The sequence below is a fragment of the Streptomyces sp. NBC_01451 genome, from assembly GCF_036227485.1.
Taxonomy (GTDB): Bacteria; Actinomycetota; Actinomycetes; order Streptomycetales; family Streptomycetaceae; genus Streptomyces.
Map to the genome: position 1 here is coordinate 4,097,812 of NZ_CP109479.1, position 18,582 is coordinate 4,116,393.

An 18,582-nucleotide genomic window follows, 5' to 3' on the forward strand; every position below is an offset into this window, starting at 1 on the left:
GAAATCACTCTCCGCGGTAGAGGCGGAGCAGGTCGATCAGTTGGATCGTGTGGTCGTCCTTCGCGAGGTGACGCAGTTCATCGGTGAAGCCGGTGCCGCTGAAGCAGTACAGCCGGGTTTCCTCGGTGGCCGCGCCGCTCCTGGTCAGGAGCGTGCGGATGTGCCGGAGACGCTCCAGGTGGCCGACCCCCATGACGTCGCTCCACTTCGCCTCTCCGACTCCAGGACACCGCCCGAAACCCCCGGCGCCGCCATACTCCGCCTCTCCCCCACCGCCTGGCGGAAGTTCACCGCCGCGCGGTGATCCCGGTGATCCCGGCGAGAATGAGGTCGATCCCCGCCAGGAACTCCTCCCGGTCGTCGTGGTCCCGCAGCTGGTCCGCGACGCTCCGGGTGAACGCGTACTCGTCGGGGTCGAGGTTCGCCCAGGAAGCCGAGACGGAGCCCAGGAACTCTGCCCGGGTCGTGCCCGGACGGTGGTCACGGGCGTTGGCCGCGTTCTGGCCGCCCACGCCGAGGATGTAGTTCAGCAGCGCGGACGCGGCCGTGAAGTGGGCGGCTCGGGGCACCCCGAGCGCCTGGACCTGGCGCCCGAGGTGCTCGAAGATCCGCAGCAGCGGCGACTGCGCCGGGGCGCGGGCGAGTTGCGTGCCGATCCACGGGTGGGCGTCGATCGCGTCGAACACGCCGACCGCGAGAGCACGGACCGCTTCCTGCGGTGTCGCGCCGGCGGTGGCGGCGGCGGGGGACATGGCACCGGCGACCACGGATTCCGTTGCGGCGCCGAGCAGTTCATCTTTGCCCGTGACGTGCCAGTAGATCGCACCGGGCCCCGTGGCGAGGCGCCCGGCCAGTGCGCGGAACGTGAGTCCGCCCTCGCCCGACTCGTCGAGAAGCCCGATCGCCTCCTCGACGATGCGGTCCCGGGAGAGCGGTTCCTCTCGCCGCTCCGGACGGCGCCTCCTGGTTGCAGCCATACGGGCATCCTGACACACACCTGGAACGCCGTTCCAGCTTGACATCCGTGGAACACCGTTCCAGGCTGGCACTCGAACAAGCTGGAACGGCGTTCCAGAAGTGTTGAGGCAAACAAGGAGCCACCACCATGACCACTCACGAAGACGTCACGATCATCGGCGCCGGACTCGGCGGACTGACCCTCGCCCGCGTCCTCCACGTCAACGGCATCCCGGCGACGGTCTACGAGGCCGAGGCCTCCCCGACCGCCCGCGCCCAGGGCGGGCTGCTCGACATCCACGAGCACGACGGCCAGCTCGCCCTCAGGGCAGCCGGCCTGTTCGACGAGTTCCGCAGCCTCGTCCTGGAGGGCGGCGAGGCGACGCGGGTCCTCGACCGGGACGGCACCGTCCTGTTCGAGGAGGCCGACGACGGTACGGGTGGCCGCCCCGAGGTACCGCGCGGCGAACTGCGGCAGCTGCTGCTCGACTCGCTCCCGCCCGGCACAGTCCGGTGGGGGCACAAGGTCAGCGGCACCCGCACCCTCGGCGACGGCCGCCACGAGGTGACCTTCGCCGACGGCACCGCCCTCACCACGGGCCTGCTGGTCGGCGCGGACGGCGCCTGGTCCCGCGTCCGGCCACTGCTCTCCGACGCGGTACCCGCGTACACCGGCATGTCGTACGTCGAGACCTACCTGTTCGACAGCGACACCCGGCACCCGGCCCACGCGAAAACGGTCGGCGGCGGCGCCCTGTTCGCACTCGCGCCGGGCAAAGGCCTCGGGGCCCACCGGGAACGCGGCGGCACCCTGCACACCTACGTGATGCTCACCGAGCCGCAGGACTGGTTCGCGGGCATCGACCTCACCGACTCCACCGCGGCCCTGGCGCGGATCGCGCAGGAGTTTGACGACTGGGCACCAGAACTCACCGCGCTGATCACCGACAGCGAGACCGCACCGGTCGTGCGCGCCCTCAACACCCTGCCCCACGCACACCGTTGGGAACGAGTGCCAGGAGTGACCCTGGTCGGCGACGCCGCCCACCTCTCGATCCCGAACGGTGAGGGCGCCAACCTGGCCATGTACGACGGCGCCGAACTCGCCCAAGCCATCGCCACCCACCCCGACGACATCGAGACCGCGCTCACCGAGTACGAACAGTCCCTGTTCCCCCGTAGCGCCGCAGCCGCCGCCGAAGGCGCCCGGATCCACGAGGTCCTCTACGGCGCCCACTCGCCCCACAGCCTGGTCGACATGTTCAACGGAATCGCGTAGCCCCGACAGCCGCCCGCACGGCGGGAGTTCACCGCCGCCCGGCGAACCGGGCCGACGCCTTGGCTACGCTGCACGCATGCCCACCGACCTGACCCTCCTCCCGCGTGTCGCCTGGCACGGACAGGAAGTCACCGCGCCCCGCCTGCGCGCCCTCCTCGCGCTCCTCGCGGGCGACCTGCGCACCGGCTGCGGCACCGAGCGGCTGGTGGCCGGGCTGTGGCCGGAGGAGTTGCCGGAGCGGCCCGGCAAGGCACTCCAGGTGCTCGTGTCCCGGGCGCGGACCCAGCTCGGCGCCGATGTTCTCGCGAGCACACCGACCGGGTACCGGCTCGCCCTCGCCGAGGAACAGGTCGACAGTTCCGCCCTGTTGCTGCACGCCGCCGCGAGCGCGGACCGGGCCAGGGCCGGGGACCACGCGGGCTCGCTGGCCGCCGCCGAGGCCGGTCTCGCCCTGTGGGAGGGGCCCGCGTCCGGGGACGGCGACGGCGTTCACGACCCCGTGGCCGCCCTCCGCTCCGAGCGGGCCCCCGTCCAACGCGCCCTCGTCCGCGCTCGGGCGCTCGCGCTCGCCCGGCTGGGGCGGCACGCGGAGGCCGCCGGGCCGCTGGCCGTGGTGGCGGCGGAGCATCCGCGCGACGAGGAGGTGCTCGCCGAGCTGCTGCGCGCCGAGGCGGCGTCGGCGGGCCCGTCCGCCGCACTCACCCGGTACGAGGCGTACCGGAGGGAGCTGCGCGACGGGCTCGGCACCGACCCCGGGGCCCAACTCAGGTCCGTACAGCAGGAGTTGCTGTCCGGCGAGGCACCCGTGGTCAGGCACGGAGTGCCGCACGAGCCGAATCCGCTGCTCGGGCGCGACGAGGACATCGCCGAGGTCGAGCGGCTGCTGCGGGCCTCCCGCGCCGTCACCGTCGTCGGCCCCGGCGGCCTCGGCAAGACCCGGCTCGCGCACGCCGCGAGCCGCCGGGCCGAGCAGCGCGTGGTGTATTTCGTGCCGCTCGCCGGTGTCACGGCGGATGCGGACGTCGCCGCCGAGGTGGCCTCCGCGCTCGGTGCGGGCGAGGGGCGGCCCGGTGCCATGAGCGGCGGCGGCCACACCCCGGGCGACCCGGTGCCGGGCATCCTCGGCGTGCTCGGCGCCGGGCCCGCGCTGCTGGTCCTGGACAACTGCGAGCAGGTCGTCCGGGGCACCGCCGACCTCGTACGGGCCCTCGTCTCGTCCTCGAAGGACCTGCGGGTCCTCGCCACCAGCCGGGCCCCGCTGGGCCTCACCTCGGAGGCCGTGTACGCGCTGCCGGAGCTTCGACTCGCCACCTCCGTCGAGCTGTTCACACAGCGGGCCCGGGCCGCCCGGCCCGGGGTGGAGCTGCCGCCGGACGCGGTGGCCGAGCTGTGCCGCCACCTCGACGGGCTGCCGCTCGCCGTGGAGCTGGCGGCGGCGCGGGTACGGGTGCTGTCGGTGCCGGAGATCGCCCGCCGCCTCGGCGACCGGTTCGCGCTGCTGCGCGGCGGCGCCCGGGACGTACCGGAGCGCCACCGCACCCTGCACGCGGTCGTCGACTGGAGCTGGAACCTCCTCGCCGAGGAAGCCAGGGCCGCGCTGCGCCTGCTGTCCGTCTTCCCCGGCGGCTTCGCCGGAGAGGCGGCCGAGCAGGTCCTCGGCGAGGACGCGCTGTTCCTGCTGGAGCAGCTGGCCGACCAGTCACTGCTCACCGTCGCCGAGACCCCGGCCGGTGTGCGCTTCCGGATGCTGGAGACCGTACGGGAGTTCAGCGCGGCCCGGCGGGCCGAGGCGGGCGAGGAAGAGGAGGCCGTCGATCAATTCCTCGCCTGGGCACGGGACTTCGGGGTCGCCCACCACGACTGGTACTTCGGCTCGGCGCCGCTGGCCGCCGGGGAGCGGATCAGGGCCGAGCAGGACAACCTCGTACTGGCCCTGCGGCACGCCCTGGCCCGCGCGGACGGCCCCACCATCGCCGCCCTCACCGCCGTCCTCACCGCCCTGTGGTCCACCGGCTCCAACTACGCCCGCCTCGCCGCCCTCGCCACGGACACCGGCCCGCCGCTGTCGCACTACCACCCCGAGCCCGAGTACGTCGAAGTCGCCCGCGCCGCTGCCGTGTTGTGCACGGCGAGCCTGTTCATGGGGTACGGCCCGGTCGCCGTACGCCAGCTCGTCACCCTGCGGCGGCTGCCCCCGGCCCGGCCGGACACGCTGCTGCGGGCCATCGCGGTGGTGCTGAGCGCCATCCCCGAGATGCTGCCGCCCGACTACGACGTACTGCGGGGTCTCTGCGCCAGCGAGCAGCCGCTGCTCGCCGGCGTCGCCGAGTGCGTCGCCACATACGTCTGGGAGGCGGAGCACGACATCGACCGCGCGCTGGCCTCGGCCGGCCGGATCGTCTCCGCACTGGCACCGGTCGACAACCCGTTCCTACAGGTGCTGGGGCACGCCCGGCTGAGCGAGCTGTGCCTGCACATGGAGCAGGGCGAGGCCGCGTACGAGCATCTCAAGGCGGCGCTCGACGCGCTGCCGCGGCTGGGCGACGAGCGCGACTCCATCGGCGTGCGCGGGGGCCTCGCCCTCGCCTGTCTGCAACGCGGCGAGCCCGACGAGGCCGAGTACTGGCTGCGGCAGGCGGAGGAGGTCAACGCCGTGCAGAAGGACGACTACGACAGCGCCGACCTCGGCGCCCGCGCCGAGATCGCGCTCGCCCGCGGACTGACGGAGGTCGGGCTCGGCCTGTGGCGCGGCGCCGTGGAGGGGGTGGCCAAGGCCGGCTCGGCGTACGGTGACGACCCCTTCCTCGACCGGTGGGTGCTGCAACTCCAGTCGACGGCGGTGACGGCGCACGCGCACGCCGGCCGCGTCGAACTGGTCGCGGAGCCGGTCGACCGGCTGCGGCAGTCACTGTGGACCCTGCTCTCCGGTCCGGCCCGCTCGCCCATGGAACTCCCCGTGTTCGGGACGGTGTTGCACGCCCTCGGCATGGCGGGGCTCGCCTCCGGCGACGACACCCCGACCGCCGTACGGATGCTGGCGCTGGCCGAACGGCTGCGGGTACTGCGCGACTACCAGCCGACCATGTCGGCGGACCGGGCCCGGCGGGCGATCGGGGCCGCCGGGAACGCGGCCGGGGCGGCGTACGCCGACGCGGTGTCGGAGTACGCCGCCCTGGGGCGGGACGAGTTGCGGGACGCGGCCCGCGCCGTCACCGCGGTTACTTCGGGTCGCGGTTGAACGCGGCCGTCGACCAGCGGTAGCCGAGCACGGTCAGGCCGACGCACCAGGCGACGGCGATCCACCCGTTGTTGCCGATCTCGGTGCCGAGGAGGAGTCCACGGAGGGTCTCGATGGCCGGGGTGAACGGCTGGTACTCGGCGATCGGCTGGAACCAGCCCGGCATCGTGTCGGCCGGGATGAAGGCGCTGGAGATGAGCGGGAGAAGGATCAGCGGCGTCGCCATGTTGCTGGCCGCCTCGGGGCTCGGGCTGGCCATGCCCATCCCGACCGCGATCCAGGTGAGCGCCAGGGAGAACAGGGTGAGCAGACCGAACGCCGCCAGCCACTCCAGGGCTGTCGCGTCCGTGGACCGGAACCCGATCGCCACGGCGACGGCACCGACCAGGACCAGGCTGGCGAGCACCTGGAGGACGCTGCCCACGACGTGCCCGATGAGCAGTGAGCCACGGTAGATCGCCATCGTGCGGAAGCGGGCGATGAGGCCCTCGGTCATGTCCATGGAGACGGACACCGCGGCGCCGATCACGGTGCTGCCGACCGTCATCATCAGCAGGCCCGGGACGATGTAGGCGATGTAGTCGGAGCGGTCGGCGCCGCTGCCGCCGATGCCCGCGCTCATCACGTCGCCGAAGACGTAGACGAAGAGCAGCAGCAGCATGATCGGTGTGAGCAGCAGGTTCAGCGTCATGGACGGGTAGCGGCGCACGTGCAGCAGGTTGCGGCGCAGCATCGTGGACGAGTCGCGCACGGCGAGGGAGAGGGCGCTCATCGGACAGACTCCTTGGAGTGGGCGGTGCCGGTGGTGGTGCCGGTCGTTGTGCCGGTGCCGGGGCCCGTCAGGGCGAAGAACACGTCGTCGAGGTCGGGGGTGTGCACGGTGAGTTCGTCCGCCTCGACGCCGGCCGAGTCCAGCCAGTCGAGGATGGAGCGCAGTTCGCGCTGGCTGCCGTCGCTGGGGATCTGGAGGGCGAGGGCCTCGTCGTTCCTCGTGACCTCGCGCAGGGCGGCGGCGGCCGACTGGTAGGCGACCGGGTCGGTGAAGCGGAGCCGGACGTGCCCGCCGGGGACGAGCCGCTTGAGCTCCTCGGCGCTTCCCTCGGCCGCGATCCTGCCGTCGTTCAACACGGCGATACGGTCGGCGAGTTCGTCGGCCTCCTCCAGGTACTGGGTGGTGAGGAAGACGCTCACCCCGTCGGCGACGAGCCCGCGGATGATGCCCCACATGTTGTGCCGGCTGCGCGGGTCGAGGCCGGTGGTCGGCTCGTCGAGGAAGATGATCCGCGGGTCGCCGACCAGCGTCATGGCGAGGTCGAGGCGGCGCTTCATACCGCCGGAGTAGGTGGAGGCGGGCTTCTTCGCGGCCTCGGTGAGGTCGAAGCGGTCGAGGAGTTCGGCGGCGGTACGGCGGCCCTCCTGCCGGGACAGGTGGTGCAGGTCGGCCATGAGGAGCATGTTCTCCTCGCCGGTGATCAGGCCGTCGACCGCGGAGAACTGCCCGGTGACGCCGATCGCGGCGCGCACGGCCTGCGGGTCGGTGGCCAGGTCGTGGCCGCCGACGCTCAGGTCGCCGGCGTCGGCGGTGACGAGGGTGGAGAGGATCTTGACGGCGGTGGTCTTGCCGGCGCCGTTCGGGCCGAGCAGGGCGAAGACGGTGCCGGTCGGCACCGCCAGGTCGATGCCGTCGAGGACCGTCTTGTCCCCGTAGGCCTTCCGCAGCCCTTCGGCCGCGATGGCGAGTGAGTGCGATGTCGTCGATGTCATGCCGCAGAGACTGCGGCAGGGCGCATTCAGCGCGGTTTCACGACGGTTTCAGCGCTCTGGAACCGGGCGACGGGCAGGGTTGCGACCGGGCGACGGACAGCGGTGCACCCGAGCGGCAGACAGCGGTGCGACCCGGGCGGCAGACAGCGGTGCGACCCGGTGGCGGACAGCGGTGCACCCGAGCCGCAGACAACGGTGCAACCCGGGCGGCAGACAGCGGTGCACCCGAGCCGCAGACAACGGTGCAACCCGGGCGGCAGACAGCGGTGCACCCGAGCCGCAGACAACGGTGCAACCCGGTGGCGGACAGCGGTGCCTGCGCGGTCTGCCCCGGTGGACGCCGACACTGCCCCGTTTCCTCTGTCCTTTGCCGCCGCCCCTGCCCTAGACACGGAAGGGAGTGGAAGACCGGGGTGGACCCGGGCGATCGAAGGGAAGTCGGCGCATGCGCGAGGACAGCCGGGACGACAAGGGCACGGAGTCCGGGAAACCCGTCCGCGCCACCGCGCGCCGCACCGACGCGCGGCACACGGCCGCCGTCGCCGAGGCCGGGACCGCGGCCGCCGGTCTGCGGCACGGCGTGCCCACCGGTCCCGCCGGGCTGCTGGCCCTTCAGCGGTTCGCGGGCAACTCCGCGGTGTCCCGGGCCATCACCACACAGCGGCACGCCTCCTGCCAGGGCAAGGACGAGGAGGAGGCGGTGGCGGAGCCCGTGCAGCGCAGCACCGGCGTCCATGACGTCCTGGGTACCTCGGGGCGCCCGTTGCCCGGGGCGGTGCGGCAGGACATGGAGGCCCGGTTCGGCGGTACCGACTTCGGCGATGTCCGCATCCACGACGACTCGGCGGCCCGCCGGTCGGCGCAGGAGATCGGCGCGCGCGCCTACACCTCCGGCAGTCACATCGTCATCGGCGACGGCGGCGGCGACCGGCACACCCTCGCCCACGAGCTCACCCATGTCGTCCAGCAGCGCCAGGGGCCGGTGGCGGGCACCGACCGGGGCGACGGGCTGAACGTCTCCGACCCGTCGGACCGCTTCGAGGTGGCCGCCGAGGAGAACGCCCGCAGGGTCCTGTCCGGGCCCGCCCCCGAAGCCGGGCAGGTGCAGCGGTCCACGCACCCGGCCGCCGCGACCGGCCACTCCGTGCAGCGCGCCGGCTCGTCCCGGGGAACGGCCACGGTCGACCGGCCGGCCCGACGGCGGCGGGTGCGGGTCGACGACCTCCTCGACTACTTCGCGTACCCGACCTACACCCGCGCCTCCCCCCGCGCGGCCGGCGGGTCGTACTCCAGCGCCACCCTGGGCCCCAACGGGTACTCCAGCAGGGGCACCGACGCCGACAGCAACCTGCCGTCCGCGATCGGCGCGGCCCGCCGGACCTACGGCATCCGCTTCGTGGCGGGACATCTGCTGAACGCGGATTTCGGCGGCGACGGCCAGGACGCGAAGAACCTGACGATCCTCACCCCGCGCGCCAACTCGGCGCACAAGAACTTCGACAACCCGCTCAAGACCGCCCTGACCACCCTGCGCAGCGTGTACGAGGACCTGTCCCGCCTGTACCTGCCCGTCGACGAACTGCGTTACGGCATCAAGATCGAGGTCAGCACCAGCGGACCCGAGCACGTCTGGGGCGACACCGCTCCCGGCAACTGCATCTCCGCCTACCTCCACTGCGCGGCCACGATCCGCGGCGAGGCGAGGATCAACGACTGGTACCAGGACTACGTGGACGCGGGAGACTACGACCACACGAGGAACGACCTCTGGGCCTCCGCACTGGCCAAGATGGCCGGAGTGCAGACCCTGGTGGCCCAGGCGAACACCTACGACATCATCGACAACGAGCAGTCCTGACAACGCGGTCACCGGCCACCGGCGTGCCACAACGGGGCCCCGGCGGCTGGGACGGCCGCGGCGCCCCCGGGGAACGGCTCATCCCGTCCGAGCCGTCCCCGTCCCCTTCTCCGCGTCCAGCGCGTACACGCACCGGTCCTTGCTGCACGCGTACACCACGCCGTCCCTGACCACCGGGGCGCCGGTGATCTCGCCGCCGGTCGCCAGTTTCCACCTGAGGCGGCCGTCGTCGGCCTTCAGGGTGTAGAGGAGGTGGTCCGTCGAGCCGAAGTGGATGCGGCCCTCGGCCACCGCGGGGGCGCCGACGATGTCGCCGCCCGCCTGGAAGCGCCACTTGGGGGTGCCGGTGACCGCGTCGAGCGTGTAGAGGCCCTTGCCGCTGCCCACGTGCACGTGCCCGGCCGCCACCAGTACCGGTTCGATCGACGCGCGTGACTCCGTCGCGATCCGCCACCTGTCCCGCCCGTCGGCCGCGTCGAGGGCGTAGACCGTGCCGAGGTAGTCGGCGAGGTAGATGCCGCCGCCCGTGACGGCGGGGCCGGGCGCGAAGGTGGGCGGCGAGAGGAAGACCGCCGGCGCCTCGAAGTGCCAGCGGACGTGGCCGCCGGCGACGTCGATCGCCAGGACGCGGGTTCCCGCGCAGACGTACACCTGGCCGTCGGGGCCGGGGGTCAGCCGTACCGGGACTCCGCCGCAGGACGCGGCGTCGCCGATCGGGTAGGACCAGCGCTCGTCACCCGTACGGGCCTCCAGGGCGCGCAGTCGCGCGTCCTGCCACACGAAGACCGTGCCCTCGTGGACGTGCGGGCCGGCCTCGGGGGACTCGAAGTCCGTCTGGGCGCCGGCGTGCTCCCACAGTTTCTGGCCGGTCGCCGCGTCCCAGCCCTGGACACCGCCGCCGCGCGTACCGGTGACGACCGTGCCCCGGTCGGCCTTGAGGGAGTACACCCAGGCGTCCGTGGACAGGCGCCACAGGTCCATGCCCTCGCGGGCGTCGAGGGCGAAGAGGGTCGGGCCGTCGGAGGCGTGGATACGGCCGTCCGCGACCGCCATCGACCAGGCGACGTCCCTCGTCTTGAAGCGGCGGCGGCCCGTCATCACGTCCAGGGCGTGCACCTCGAAGGAGGTGACGTAGACCAGGTCTCCGGCGACGGCCGGTTTGCCCCAGACGTCGTTCGACATACGGAAACGCCAGGGGCGCCAGCCCGCCGGGGACTCCGGGGGCAGTGGCGGCGCGACCGGCACCGGGTTGGGGTCGGCGCCGTTGACGCCGGGACGCGGACGCGACCAGGAGGCGACGAGGCCGGCCTCCGGAGGGGGCGCCTGCATGGCGGCGGCTCGGGCGTCGGTGACGCGCGGACCCGGGCCGATGGGCACGGGGGCACCGGCCAGCCGGACGGGTCCGGTGTCGGGTGCTCCGGACGGCAGGGCGGACGGCATGGGGCCGCGGCCGGGTACGAGCCCTGGTCCCGGGCCGCGTCCGAAGGCCGGCGCGGGGTCGTGGGTCGGCGGGGGCGGGATGGCGAGCCTGCCCCCGCCGCTCCTGCCGCCGGACGACGGCGGCTTCGGCGCCGGGCGTCCGCCGCGCCGCGCCTCGATGAGCGTCACCGCGTGCTCGGGCAGCCACGCGGACGCCGTACCGCTGTCGTCGGAGCCGGAACCGTAGAGGTGGGGGGCCAGCTGGGCCTGGAGGTCGGCGGGGTTGGGGCGGCCGGTCGCCTCCATCTGCATCAGGGACTCGATGAGGGGGCGGAGTTCGTCGGGCAGGCCTTCGAGGTCCGGACCCTCGCGCAGCAGCATGAACACCGTCTCCACGGGGTTCGCACCGTGGAAGGGGGCGTGGCCGGTGGCCGCGAAGACCAGCATCGAGCCGAGCGAGAACACGTCGCTGGCGCCGGTGACGCTTCGCGAGTCCTTCGCCTGCTCGGGCGACATGTAGGCGGGCGTACCGACGGCGACGTTCGTCATGGTCAAACGCGTGTTCGAGACACCTGAGGCGATACCGAAGTCGATGACCCGGGGCCCGTCCTCGACCACCAGCACGTTGGACGGCTTCAGGTCACGGTGGACGAGCCCCGCGCCGTGGATGGACTGCAGCGCCTCCGCGACCCCCGCCGCGAGCCAGCGCACCGCCTGGGCCGGCATCGGCCCGCACTCGTTCACTATCTCTTCGAGGGAGGGCGCGGGAACGTACGCGGTGGCCAGCCACGGTACGGCGGCACGCGGATCGGCGTCGACGACGGCGGCCGTGTAGAAGCCGGAGACGGCCCGCGCCGCCTCCACCTCACGGGTGAAGCGGACCCGGAACAGCTGGTCCTCGGCGAGCTCGGTCCGGACCGTCTTGATCGCCACGCGCCGCCCGGAGGCCGAGCGCGCGAGATAGACCAGCCCCATGCCGCCGGCACCCAGCCGTCCCAGCACCTCGAACGGCCCGATGCGCCGCGGATCGTGCTGTGTCAGCGGATCCACCACTTGCCTGCCACCTCCCCGTACGAGCCGCGTCACCTACATATGTACGCGACCTCGTGCAGCGTCTCACCACCGCCACCGCGTTGGCGGCACGCACCCCGATTCTTCCTGGCCGGGACACAGGTTGCGAACTCGGACACGAAACGGGATGTTCACTGTCAATTCCGCACAAAACCTCTCCTCGCGAGCCCTTCCGCATCGGCCCGGACCCGTTCCGGGGCAGCTCATGCCCCCTGATGACGGCTCATTTTCGGAGGAGTGCGAACGACGCTCCCTGATTGTCCGTGACGACCGCCACATTCCCGTACGAAGTGTCGAAGGGCGGTGCCTGGACACGACCGCCGAGCCGGTTCACCGTCCCGAGCGCCTCCTCCATGTCCGCCACGGCGAAGTGGACGAGGAAATGAGGGGGCATCTCGGCCGGGAACACCTCCGAGACGGCGGCCCGGCCGAAGTCGGGGGCCGCTTCGGGTCCGAAGAGGGCGTCGTGGAAGAGGTTGCCGTAGAAGTCGTTGACGACAGCGGTGTCCCGGGCGTACAGCTCGGCCCAGGCGAAGCTGCCGGGCTCGTGGCGGCGGCCGAAACCGGTGTGCGTACCGGCCTGCCAGAGGCCGAACACGGCACCTTCGGGGTCGGCGGCCAGTGCCGTCGTGCCCAGTTCCCCCACCGGAACAGGTGCGGTGATCACCTGTCCGCCGGCCGCGTGGATCCGGGCGACGAGGGCATGGACGTGCGGGGTGGCGAAGTACACCGTCCAGACGGTGGGCATCCGGCCGTCGGCCTTGTGGGCGAGAGAGGCGACGGGTTCGCCGTCGCACAGGGCCTGCACCAGTCCCTCCTTCTCCCGGAAGGTCCACCCGAAGAGCTCACCGTAGAAGCGCTTGCCCGCCTCGACGTCGGGCAGCTGGGCGTCCACCCAGCAGGGGACGCCCTCTGTGCGGGCGGATGCCCTGTTTTCGGCCATACCGTCAAGTTAACGGTCCTTCACGCATCCCGCAGAGCAGGCGCCGGATCGGGGCGCGGGACCGGGCGCAGCCGCCTCTCGCCGCCCTCCGGACGCCCTCCCACCTCCCATGCACCCCATTTGCAGTCGGCCGAATCGCGCTCCGATCACCCCTCGGTAAGCTGACGGCATGACAGGACAAGTGCGTACCGTCGACGGCCGTGTGGCCGGTCGGCGTGGGCAGGCGACCCGGCAGAAGCTGCTCGACTGCCTCAGCGAGATGCTCAGCTCCTCCCCTTACCGGGACGTCAAAGTCATCGATGTCGCCCGGAAGGCGGGGACTTCGCCCGCCACCTTCTACCAGTACTTCCCGGACGTCGAAGGCGCCGTCCTGGAGATCGCCGAGCAAATGGCCACCGAGGGCGCCGGGTTGACCCAGCTGCTCGCCGGGCGGTCCTGGGTCGGCAAGGCCGGCTGGCAGACCGCCCAGGAACTCGTCGACGGGTTCCTGGAGTTCTGGCGGCGCAACGACGCGATCCTCAGGGTCGTCGATCTGGGTGCCGCCGAGGGCGACAAGCGGTTCTACAAGATCCGCATGAAGATCCTCAACTCCGTGACCAACTCCCTTACGGACACGGTCACAGAGCTCCAGGCCAAGGGCAGGGTCGACAAGGACGTCAGCCCCGCCGCCATGGCCGGCTCCCTCGTCGCGATGCTCGCGGCGGTGGCCTCGCACCAGAAGGGATTCCAGACCTGGGGTGTGAAACAGGCCGAACTGAAGCCCAACCTGGCTCAGTTGGTCCATCTGGGCGTGACCGGCAAGAAGCCGACGAAATAGCCCCGGCCCACTTATCCAGGTTCCGCGGCCCCTTCAGGCCCAAGTCCTGTCACGCAGGCGGTGGTCCACTCCGGTGGACCACCGCCTGTCGCGCGTCACCGCCCTCGGCCCCGCGTGTTCACAGCCGTCACGCCGTGAGCGCCCTCAGCGCCGTCAGCGTCTTACGATCCGGAAGATCCGTATCTCCCGCTCGACCCGTGCCTGGTACGTCGCGTACGGCGGCCAGAACGTGAGCAGTGCCTTCCAGGCGGCGTCCCGTTCCTCGCCCGCCAGGAGTCGGGCCCTGACGGGGATGTCCTCCCCTTTCCAGCTGACCTCGGCGTCCGGATGGGCGAGGAGGTTGGCGGTCCAGGCGGGATGACCGGTACGCCCGAAGTTGGACCCGATGAGCAGCCAGCTGCCGCCGCCCTCCTGTCCCGCGCCCTCCCCCGGTTCCTCCGGCATGCAGGCGAGCGGTGTGCGCCGAAGCTGCCCGCTCTTCGCCCCGCGCACGGTGAGCACGACCCCGGGCAGCAGCTGGGCGCTGAGCAGCACCTTGCCCCTGGTCAGGCGATGGACGACACGGTCGAGCGCGGGCACGACGTGCGGGGCGATCCGCGCGAAGGCCGGCGCCGAGGACACTTTCTGGACCGCTTTCACGACCCTCGCCGCTGTTACCGGCATCAGACGGCCACCTCTCCCGTGTCGAAGAGCCGCGCGGCCTCGGCTGCGTGCGCCCGGAGCCGGTGCACCGGCCCGAACAGCAGCTCGTCACCGGCGGCGCGCTTGAAGTACAACTGGGCCTCGTGCTCCCAGGTGAAGCCGATACCGCCGTGCAGCTGGATGCCCTCGGCGGCGGCGGTACGGAGGGCGTCGAGGGCCTGGGCGAGGGCGAGCCCGCCGGCCCGCTCCCCCTCGTGGGCGGTCGCGGCAGCCGTGGCGGTCGTGGCACTCGGCTCGGTCGACGCGGTTTCCCAGGCCGCGTAGTAGGCGGCCGAACGCGCCGCCTGGACCTGGACGTACACATCGGCGAGCCGGTGCTTCACGGCCTGGAAGGAGCCGATGGCCCGCCCGAACTGCTCGCGCCGCTGGGCGTGTTCGACGGTCAGCTCCAGGATCCGGTCGGCGGCCCCGACGGCCTCGGCGGCGAGCACGGTGGCGGTGACGTCTCCGGCGCGGGCGAGGCAGGCACCGACGTCGGCCTCCTCGTCGCCCAGCAACTCGGCGGGCACGTCCCGCAGTTCGAGGCGGGCCTGCGGACGGGTGGCGTCGAGGGAGGTCTGCCGGGTGCGGACGAGACCGGGGGCGTCACCGGGGACCAGGAAGAGAAGGGTGCGCGAGCGGGCGTAGCCGCCGGCGTGGGCCGCCACGAGGAGAAGTCCGGCGCTGTGTCCGTCGAGGACCTGCCCGACCTGCCCGTACAGCCGCCAGCCGGCCGCCCGTCGGGCCGCCTGCACGCCTCCGGCCCGGCCTCCCCCGGCCCAGTCCCGGCGGGGTTCACCGGTGAGCGAGAGCACGGTGGCCAGACAGGCGCCGGGGACGGCTAGAGCGGCGGTCAGGGCGCCGGAGGCGATGCGCGGGAGGAGCTCGGCGCGCTGCGCGTCGGTGCCGAGAGCGGTGACGAGGGGGGCGGCCAGTACGGCGGTCGCGAGCAGCGGGGAGGGGGCCAGGGACCGCCCCAACTCCTCGGCGGCGAGTACGAGTTCGGTCGTGGTGCCGCCCACGCCGCCGTGCGCCTCGGGGAGGGCGAGACCGGGCAGTCCGAGGTCGCGGGCGAGGGTCTTCCAGAGGGCGGGGTCGTACCCGGACCGGGTGTCGACGGCGGCCCGCACATCACCGGGCGAGCACCGCTTGTGGAGCAGTTCGCGGAGCGTACGGCGGATGTGGTCCTGCTCGGGGGTGAAACGAGTGTCCATGACCTGCCCCTCCTGGGCGTCCGCGGCGCCCGCTCAGCGGGATCTGACGGTTCGTCATATTAGGGCGGACGCACCCTGCCGCACAGAGCCCGAGCTGATATACCGTCAGATTCATGCTGAGTCGACGACGAACGGGCAGGCGGCGAACGGGCGGCCGGCGGGAGGCCGGACGGTGAGCCGGAAAGTCGCGATCGTCGGGGTCGCCCTCTCGGACTGCGGCCGGGTGGACGACGTGACCCCGTACGCACTGCACGCACAGGCCGCCCGGCGGGCGCTGGCGGACTCGGGGCTCGGCCGGGAGGTGGTCGACGGTTTCGCGTCCGCGGGTCTCGGCACGCTGGCCCCCGCCGAGGTGGCCGAATACCTGGGCCTGCGCCCCACGTGGGTCGACTCCACCTCGGTCGGCGGTTCGACCTGGGAGGTCATGGCGGCGCACGCGGCCGACGCGATAGCCGCGGGCCACGCCAACGCCGTACTCCTCGTCTACGGCTCGACAGCGCGCGCGGACGTCAAGGCGGGCCGCCGGACGGGGAACCTCTCCTTCGGCGCGCGCGGCCCGTTGCAGTTCGAGGTCCCGTACGGCCACACCCTGATCGCGAAGTACGCGATGGCCGCCCGCCGCCACATGCACGAATACGGCACGACGATCGAGCAGTTGGCGTCGGTGGCGGTGCAGGCGAGAGCCAACGCGGCACTGAACCCGGAGGCGATGTTCCGGACACCGATCACCGTCGACGAGGTGCTCGACGGCCCGATGATCGCGGACCCCTTCACCAAACTGCACTGCTGTCTGCGCTCCGACGGGGGCGCGGCGGTGCTGCTGGTGGCCGAGGAGTACGTGCGGGACTGCCGTACGCGGCCGGTGTGGATCCTCGGCACGGGTGAGCACGTCTCGCACGTGACCATGTCGGAGTGGGCCGACTTCACGGTGTCCCCGGCGGCGGTGAGCGGGCGGATCGCCTTCGAGCGGGCGGGAGTTCGGCCGCAGGAGATCGACTTCGCGGAGATCTACGACGCGTTCACCTATATGACGCTGGTGACGCTGGAGGACCTCGGCTTCTGCGGGAAGGGCGAGGGCGGGGAGTTCGTGGACGCCGCGAAGGGCCGCCTGCGTGTGGAGGGCGGCGAGCTGCCGGTCAACACCGACGGGGGCGGGCTGTCGGCCCAGCACCCGGGAATGCGGGGGCTGTTCCTGCTGGTGGAGGCGGTCAGGCAGTTGCGCGGGGACGGGGGTGCGCGGCAGGTCCGTACGGCCTCGGGAGGACCGCCGGAGCTCGGGGTGGCCTCCGGCACCGGGGGCTGGTTCTGCTCGTCCGGGACGGTGGTGCTGGGCCGGGGGTGAGCGCTCGGGCGCCCCTCAGCGGTTCACGTCACCCACGCAGTTCGGGGATCTCGTCCGTCGGCAGGACGTCGGCGACGCGCCACAGCCCGATCCAGCTCTTCGGGGCGACCGACTCGTCGAGCAGTACGGCGTTCACCTCGGGGTCGGGGTCGTCGCAGGCGTCGGCGCAGACGGTGACCTTGAATCCGGTGTCGACCGCCCACCGGGTGGTGGACAGCACCGTCCCGGACGTGGCGACGCCCGCGACGACGAGCCGGCCGACACCGGCGGCCTCCAGCAGCTCGCGGAGGTCCGTGGTGGCGAAGGCACTGAAGCTGGTCTTGGTCAGCACGGTCTCGCCCTCGGCGGGAGCCAGGAGCGGGTGGATCTGTTCGCGCATGCCCTGCGGGACGACGTGGAAGACGGGCAGCCCGGCCGTACGGGCTGCCGTGAGCGCGTGCGCGGCCCGCTCGGCGACCGAGGGGTCGTGGCTGAAGTTGTCGACGATGTAGGTGACGTAGTCGAGGGCGAGAAACGCGGTGCGGGTGGCGGGGGCGTCGGGGGTGGCCACAGGGTTCTCCTCTGAGGGCGCGGGCAGGGCAGACCGGGGCGCGGCGCTAGAATCGGAGAGTGCGCCCCGGTTGATCCCACCGTACCGGAGACAGCGCCCCGTTTATATGGTTCACGACGAGGGAGACCCGGAGATGGCCACGGAGAACCGGCCCCTGCGCGCCGACGCCCGCCGCAACCGGGACCGGCTGCTGACGGTGGCGCGGGAGGCGTTCGCCGCCGAGGGACTTTCGGTGTCGCTGGACGAGATCGCGCGCCGGGCGGGCGTGGGGCCGGGCACGCTGTACCGGCACTTCCCCACGAAGGAGGGCCTGTTCGAGGCGGTGGTCCACGAGCGCCTCGACCCGCTCCTCGCCGAGGCTCACGCCCTGCGCGACGCGGACGACCCGGGCGCGGCCCTGTTCACGGTGCTCGACCGGCTGGTGACGGACGCGGTGACGAAGGCCGACCTGATCGACGCGATCGCCCACGCGGGCCCCGAGGTCCGGGCCACGGTCGACGCGACCTCCGCCGACCTCCACCGCGTGATCGGCCGGCTGCTGACCCGCGCCCAGTCCGCCGGCACGGTCCGCGCCGACATCGGCATCGCGGACCTGATGGCGATCCTGTCGGGCCTCCTGCTGGCCCTGCGCCACCGGGCGAACGCGGGCGCGAACCCGCGCCTGGCACTGGCAGTGCTGTGCGACGGACTACGGGCGAGGAGTTGAGCGCCCCAAAGGGGCACGGGGCGGTGTCGATCTGCGGCTCCGCCGCGATGGGGGTCCCCCCGCTCGAGCGAAGCCGAGAGTGGGGGAGCGACCGGCCACAGCGGGCCCGCAGCAAACCGACAACCTGTCGCCGCCCGCCGGCGGAGCTACCCGCAGGCCCCGCACAGCCCCCGGTAGGTGACCTCCACCTGGGACACCGTGAAGCCGAAGCGCTCCTCCGCGGGGAGGTCCGCCAGGGGGTCGCCGGTGGGGTGGACGTCCCGGATCGTGCCGCAGTTGGAGCAGATCAGGTGGTGGTGGGGGTGGTGCGCGTTCGGGTCGTAGCGCTTGGCGCGGCCGTCCGTGGCGACTTCTATGACCTCCCCGAGCGAGACCAGCTCGCCCAGGGTGTTGTAGACGGTCGCACGGGAGATCTCCGGCAGCCGCTGGGCCGCGCGGGCGTGCACTTCGTCGGCCGTGTAATGGACATGTTCGCCGTCGAGGACCTCCGCAACGACACGCCGCTGGGAAGTCATCCGCCAGCCGCGTCCACGCAGTCGCTCCAGCAGGTCGCTCATATCGTTCACCTATTCAGGTTCGATGGAATACACGGATTTTACCAGTGGACGTCCGGGTTCCGATAGGATATGGATTTGTCACACTTCTTGACTTGGACCTTGTCCATTGTAGGATCGCTTACGGCGATGGCCAAGGGATCCGAGGGACAGGAAGAGACTCCAGTGCGGCACCAGTGCAGCAGGAGA

Annotated in this window: 16 protein-coding genes; 6 read left to right on the forward strand and 10 right to left on the reverse strand. The window is 72.4% G+C overall.

The window, feature by feature from the left end:
• Nucleotides 1-4: 4 nt before the first annotated feature.
• Nucleotides 5-193 carry a hypothetical protein gene (locus OG595_RS17670; protein ID WP_329273223.1) on the reverse strand — a complete coding sequence of 63 codons (189 nt, stop codon included), beginning with the start codon at nt 191-193 and terminating at the stop codon, nt 5-7.
• Between the two features lie 94 nt (nt 194-287).
• Nucleotides 288-977: a TetR/AcrR family transcriptional regulator gene (locus OG595_RS17675; RefSeq protein ID WP_329273225.1), complete on the reverse strand. Its 690-nt coding sequence runs from the start codon at nt 975-977 to the stop codon at nt 288-290.
• Between the two features lie 128 nt (nt 978-1,105).
• Between OG595_RS17675 and OG595_RS17680 the strand changes: the two genes are divergently transcribed.
• Both OG595_RS17680 and OG595_RS17685 read left to right on the forward strand, forming a co-directional pair.
• Nucleotides 1,106-2,236 carry an FAD-dependent oxidoreductase gene (locus OG595_RS17680; protein ID WP_329273227.1) on the forward strand — a complete coding sequence of 377 codons (1,131 nt, stop codon included), beginning with the start codon at nt 1,106-1,108 and terminating at the stop codon, nt 2,234-2,236.
• 76 nt (nt 2,237-2,312) lie between these two features.
• Nucleotides 2,313-5,474, forward strand: coding sequence for an ATP-binding protein (locus OG595_RS17685; RefSeq protein WP_329273230.1), 3,162 nt, complete (start codon nt 2,313-2,315; stop codon nt 5,472-5,474).
• On the opposite strand, the gene OG595_RS17690 is transcribed toward OG595_RS17685, so the two are convergent.
• Entirely contained in the window at nt 5,455-6,246 is a 792-nt protein-coding gene (locus OG595_RS17690) for an ABC transporter permease (protein ID WP_329273232.1), read from the reverse strand. The genes OG595_RS17685 and OG595_RS17690 overlap by 20 nt on opposite strands.
• On the reverse strand, nt 6,243-7,238 hold the full coding sequence (locus OG595_RS17695; RefSeq protein ID WP_329273233.1) for an ATP-binding cassette domain-containing protein: 996 nt from the start codon (nt 7,236-7,238) through the stop codon (nt 6,243-6,245). Before OG595_RS17695 ends, OG595_RS17690 begins: the two co-directional genes overlap by 4 nt.
• Before the next feature lie 445 nt (nt 7,239-7,683).
• On the opposite strand from OG595_RS17695, the gene OG595_RS17700 reads away from it, so the two are divergent.
• A complete protein-coding gene (locus tag OG595_RS17700) occupies nt 7,684-9,096 on the forward strand; it encodes an eCIS core domain-containing protein (protein WP_329273235.1) in 1,413 nt (470 codons plus the stop codon).
• 78 nt (nt 9,097-9,174) lie between these two features.
• Here the strand turns inward: OG595_RS17700 and OG595_RS17705 are convergent, their stop codons facing one another.
• Both OG595_RS17705 and OG595_RS17710 read right to left on the reverse strand, forming a co-directional pair.
• Entirely contained in the window at nt 9,175-11,568 is a 2,394-nt protein-coding gene (locus OG595_RS17705; RefSeq protein WP_329273237.1) for a serine/threonine-protein kinase, read from the reverse strand.
• Nucleotides 11,569-11,809: 241 nt separating this feature from the next.
• The gene (locus OG595_RS17710; protein ID WP_329273240.1) at nt 11,810-12,529 is read right to left on the reverse strand and encodes a VOC family protein; all 720 of its coding nucleotides are present in this window, start codon (nt 12,527-12,529) and stop codon (nt 11,810-11,812) included.
• Between the two features lie 169 nt (nt 12,530-12,698).
• Between OG595_RS17710 and OG595_RS17715 the strand changes: the two genes are divergently transcribed.
• Nucleotides 12,699-13,346 (forward strand): TetR family transcriptional regulator, encoded by a 648-nt coding sequence (locus OG595_RS17715; protein ID WP_327696763.1) that lies wholly within the window; start codon nt 12,699-12,701, stop codon nt 13,344-13,346.
• A 153-nt stretch (nt 13,347-13,499) separates the two neighbouring features.
• On the opposite strand, the gene OG595_RS17720 is transcribed toward OG595_RS17715, so the two are convergent.
• Both OG595_RS17720 and OG595_RS17725 read right to left on the reverse strand, forming a co-directional pair.
• Nucleotides 13,500-14,009, reverse strand: coding sequence for a nitroreductase family deazaflavin-dependent oxidoreductase (locus tag OG595_RS17720; RefSeq protein ID WP_329273245.1), 510 nt, complete (start codon nt 14,007-14,009; stop codon nt 13,500-13,502).
• A complete protein-coding gene (locus tag OG595_RS17725) occupies nt 14,009-15,241 on the reverse strand; it encodes an acyl-CoA dehydrogenase family protein (protein ID WP_329273248.1) in 1,233 nt (410 codons plus the stop codon). The genes OG595_RS17720 and OG595_RS17725 overlap by 1 nt, the downstream gene beginning before the upstream one ends.
• Before the next feature lie 172 nt (nt 15,242-15,413).
• Between OG595_RS17725 and OG595_RS17730 the strand changes: the two genes are divergently transcribed.
• Nucleotides 15,414-16,583 carry a thiolase C-terminal domain-containing protein gene (locus tag OG595_RS17730; RefSeq protein WP_329273250.1) on the forward strand — a complete coding sequence of 390 codons (1,170 nt, stop codon included), beginning with the start codon at nt 15,414-15,416 and terminating at the stop codon, nt 16,581-16,583.
• A 28-nt stretch (nt 16,584-16,611) separates the two neighbouring features.
• Here OG595_RS17730 and OG595_RS17735 read toward each other — a convergent pair whose 3' ends face one another.
• A complete protein-coding gene (locus tag OG595_RS17735) occupies nt 16,612-17,133 on the reverse strand; it encodes an isochorismatase family protein (RefSeq protein WP_329273253.1) in 522 nt (173 codons plus the stop codon).
• Between the two features lie 133 nt (nt 17,134-17,266).
• Here OG595_RS17735 and OG595_RS17740 point away from each other — a divergent pair, with 133 nt between their 5' ends.
• On the forward strand, nt 17,267-17,839 hold the full coding sequence (locus OG595_RS17740) for a TetR/AcrR family transcriptional regulator (RefSeq protein WP_329273255.1): 573 nt from the start codon (nt 17,267-17,269) through the stop codon (nt 17,837-17,839).
• Between the two features lie 146 nt (nt 17,840-17,985).
• Here the strand turns inward: OG595_RS17740 and OG595_RS17745 are convergent, their stop codons facing one another.
• Nucleotides 17,986-18,396 carry a Fur family transcriptional regulator gene (locus tag OG595_RS17745; RefSeq protein ID WP_319095389.1) on the reverse strand — a complete coding sequence of 137 codons (411 nt, stop codon included), beginning with the start codon at nt 18,394-18,396 and terminating at the stop codon, nt 17,986-17,988.
• Nucleotides 18,397-18,582 lie beyond the last annotated feature (186 nt).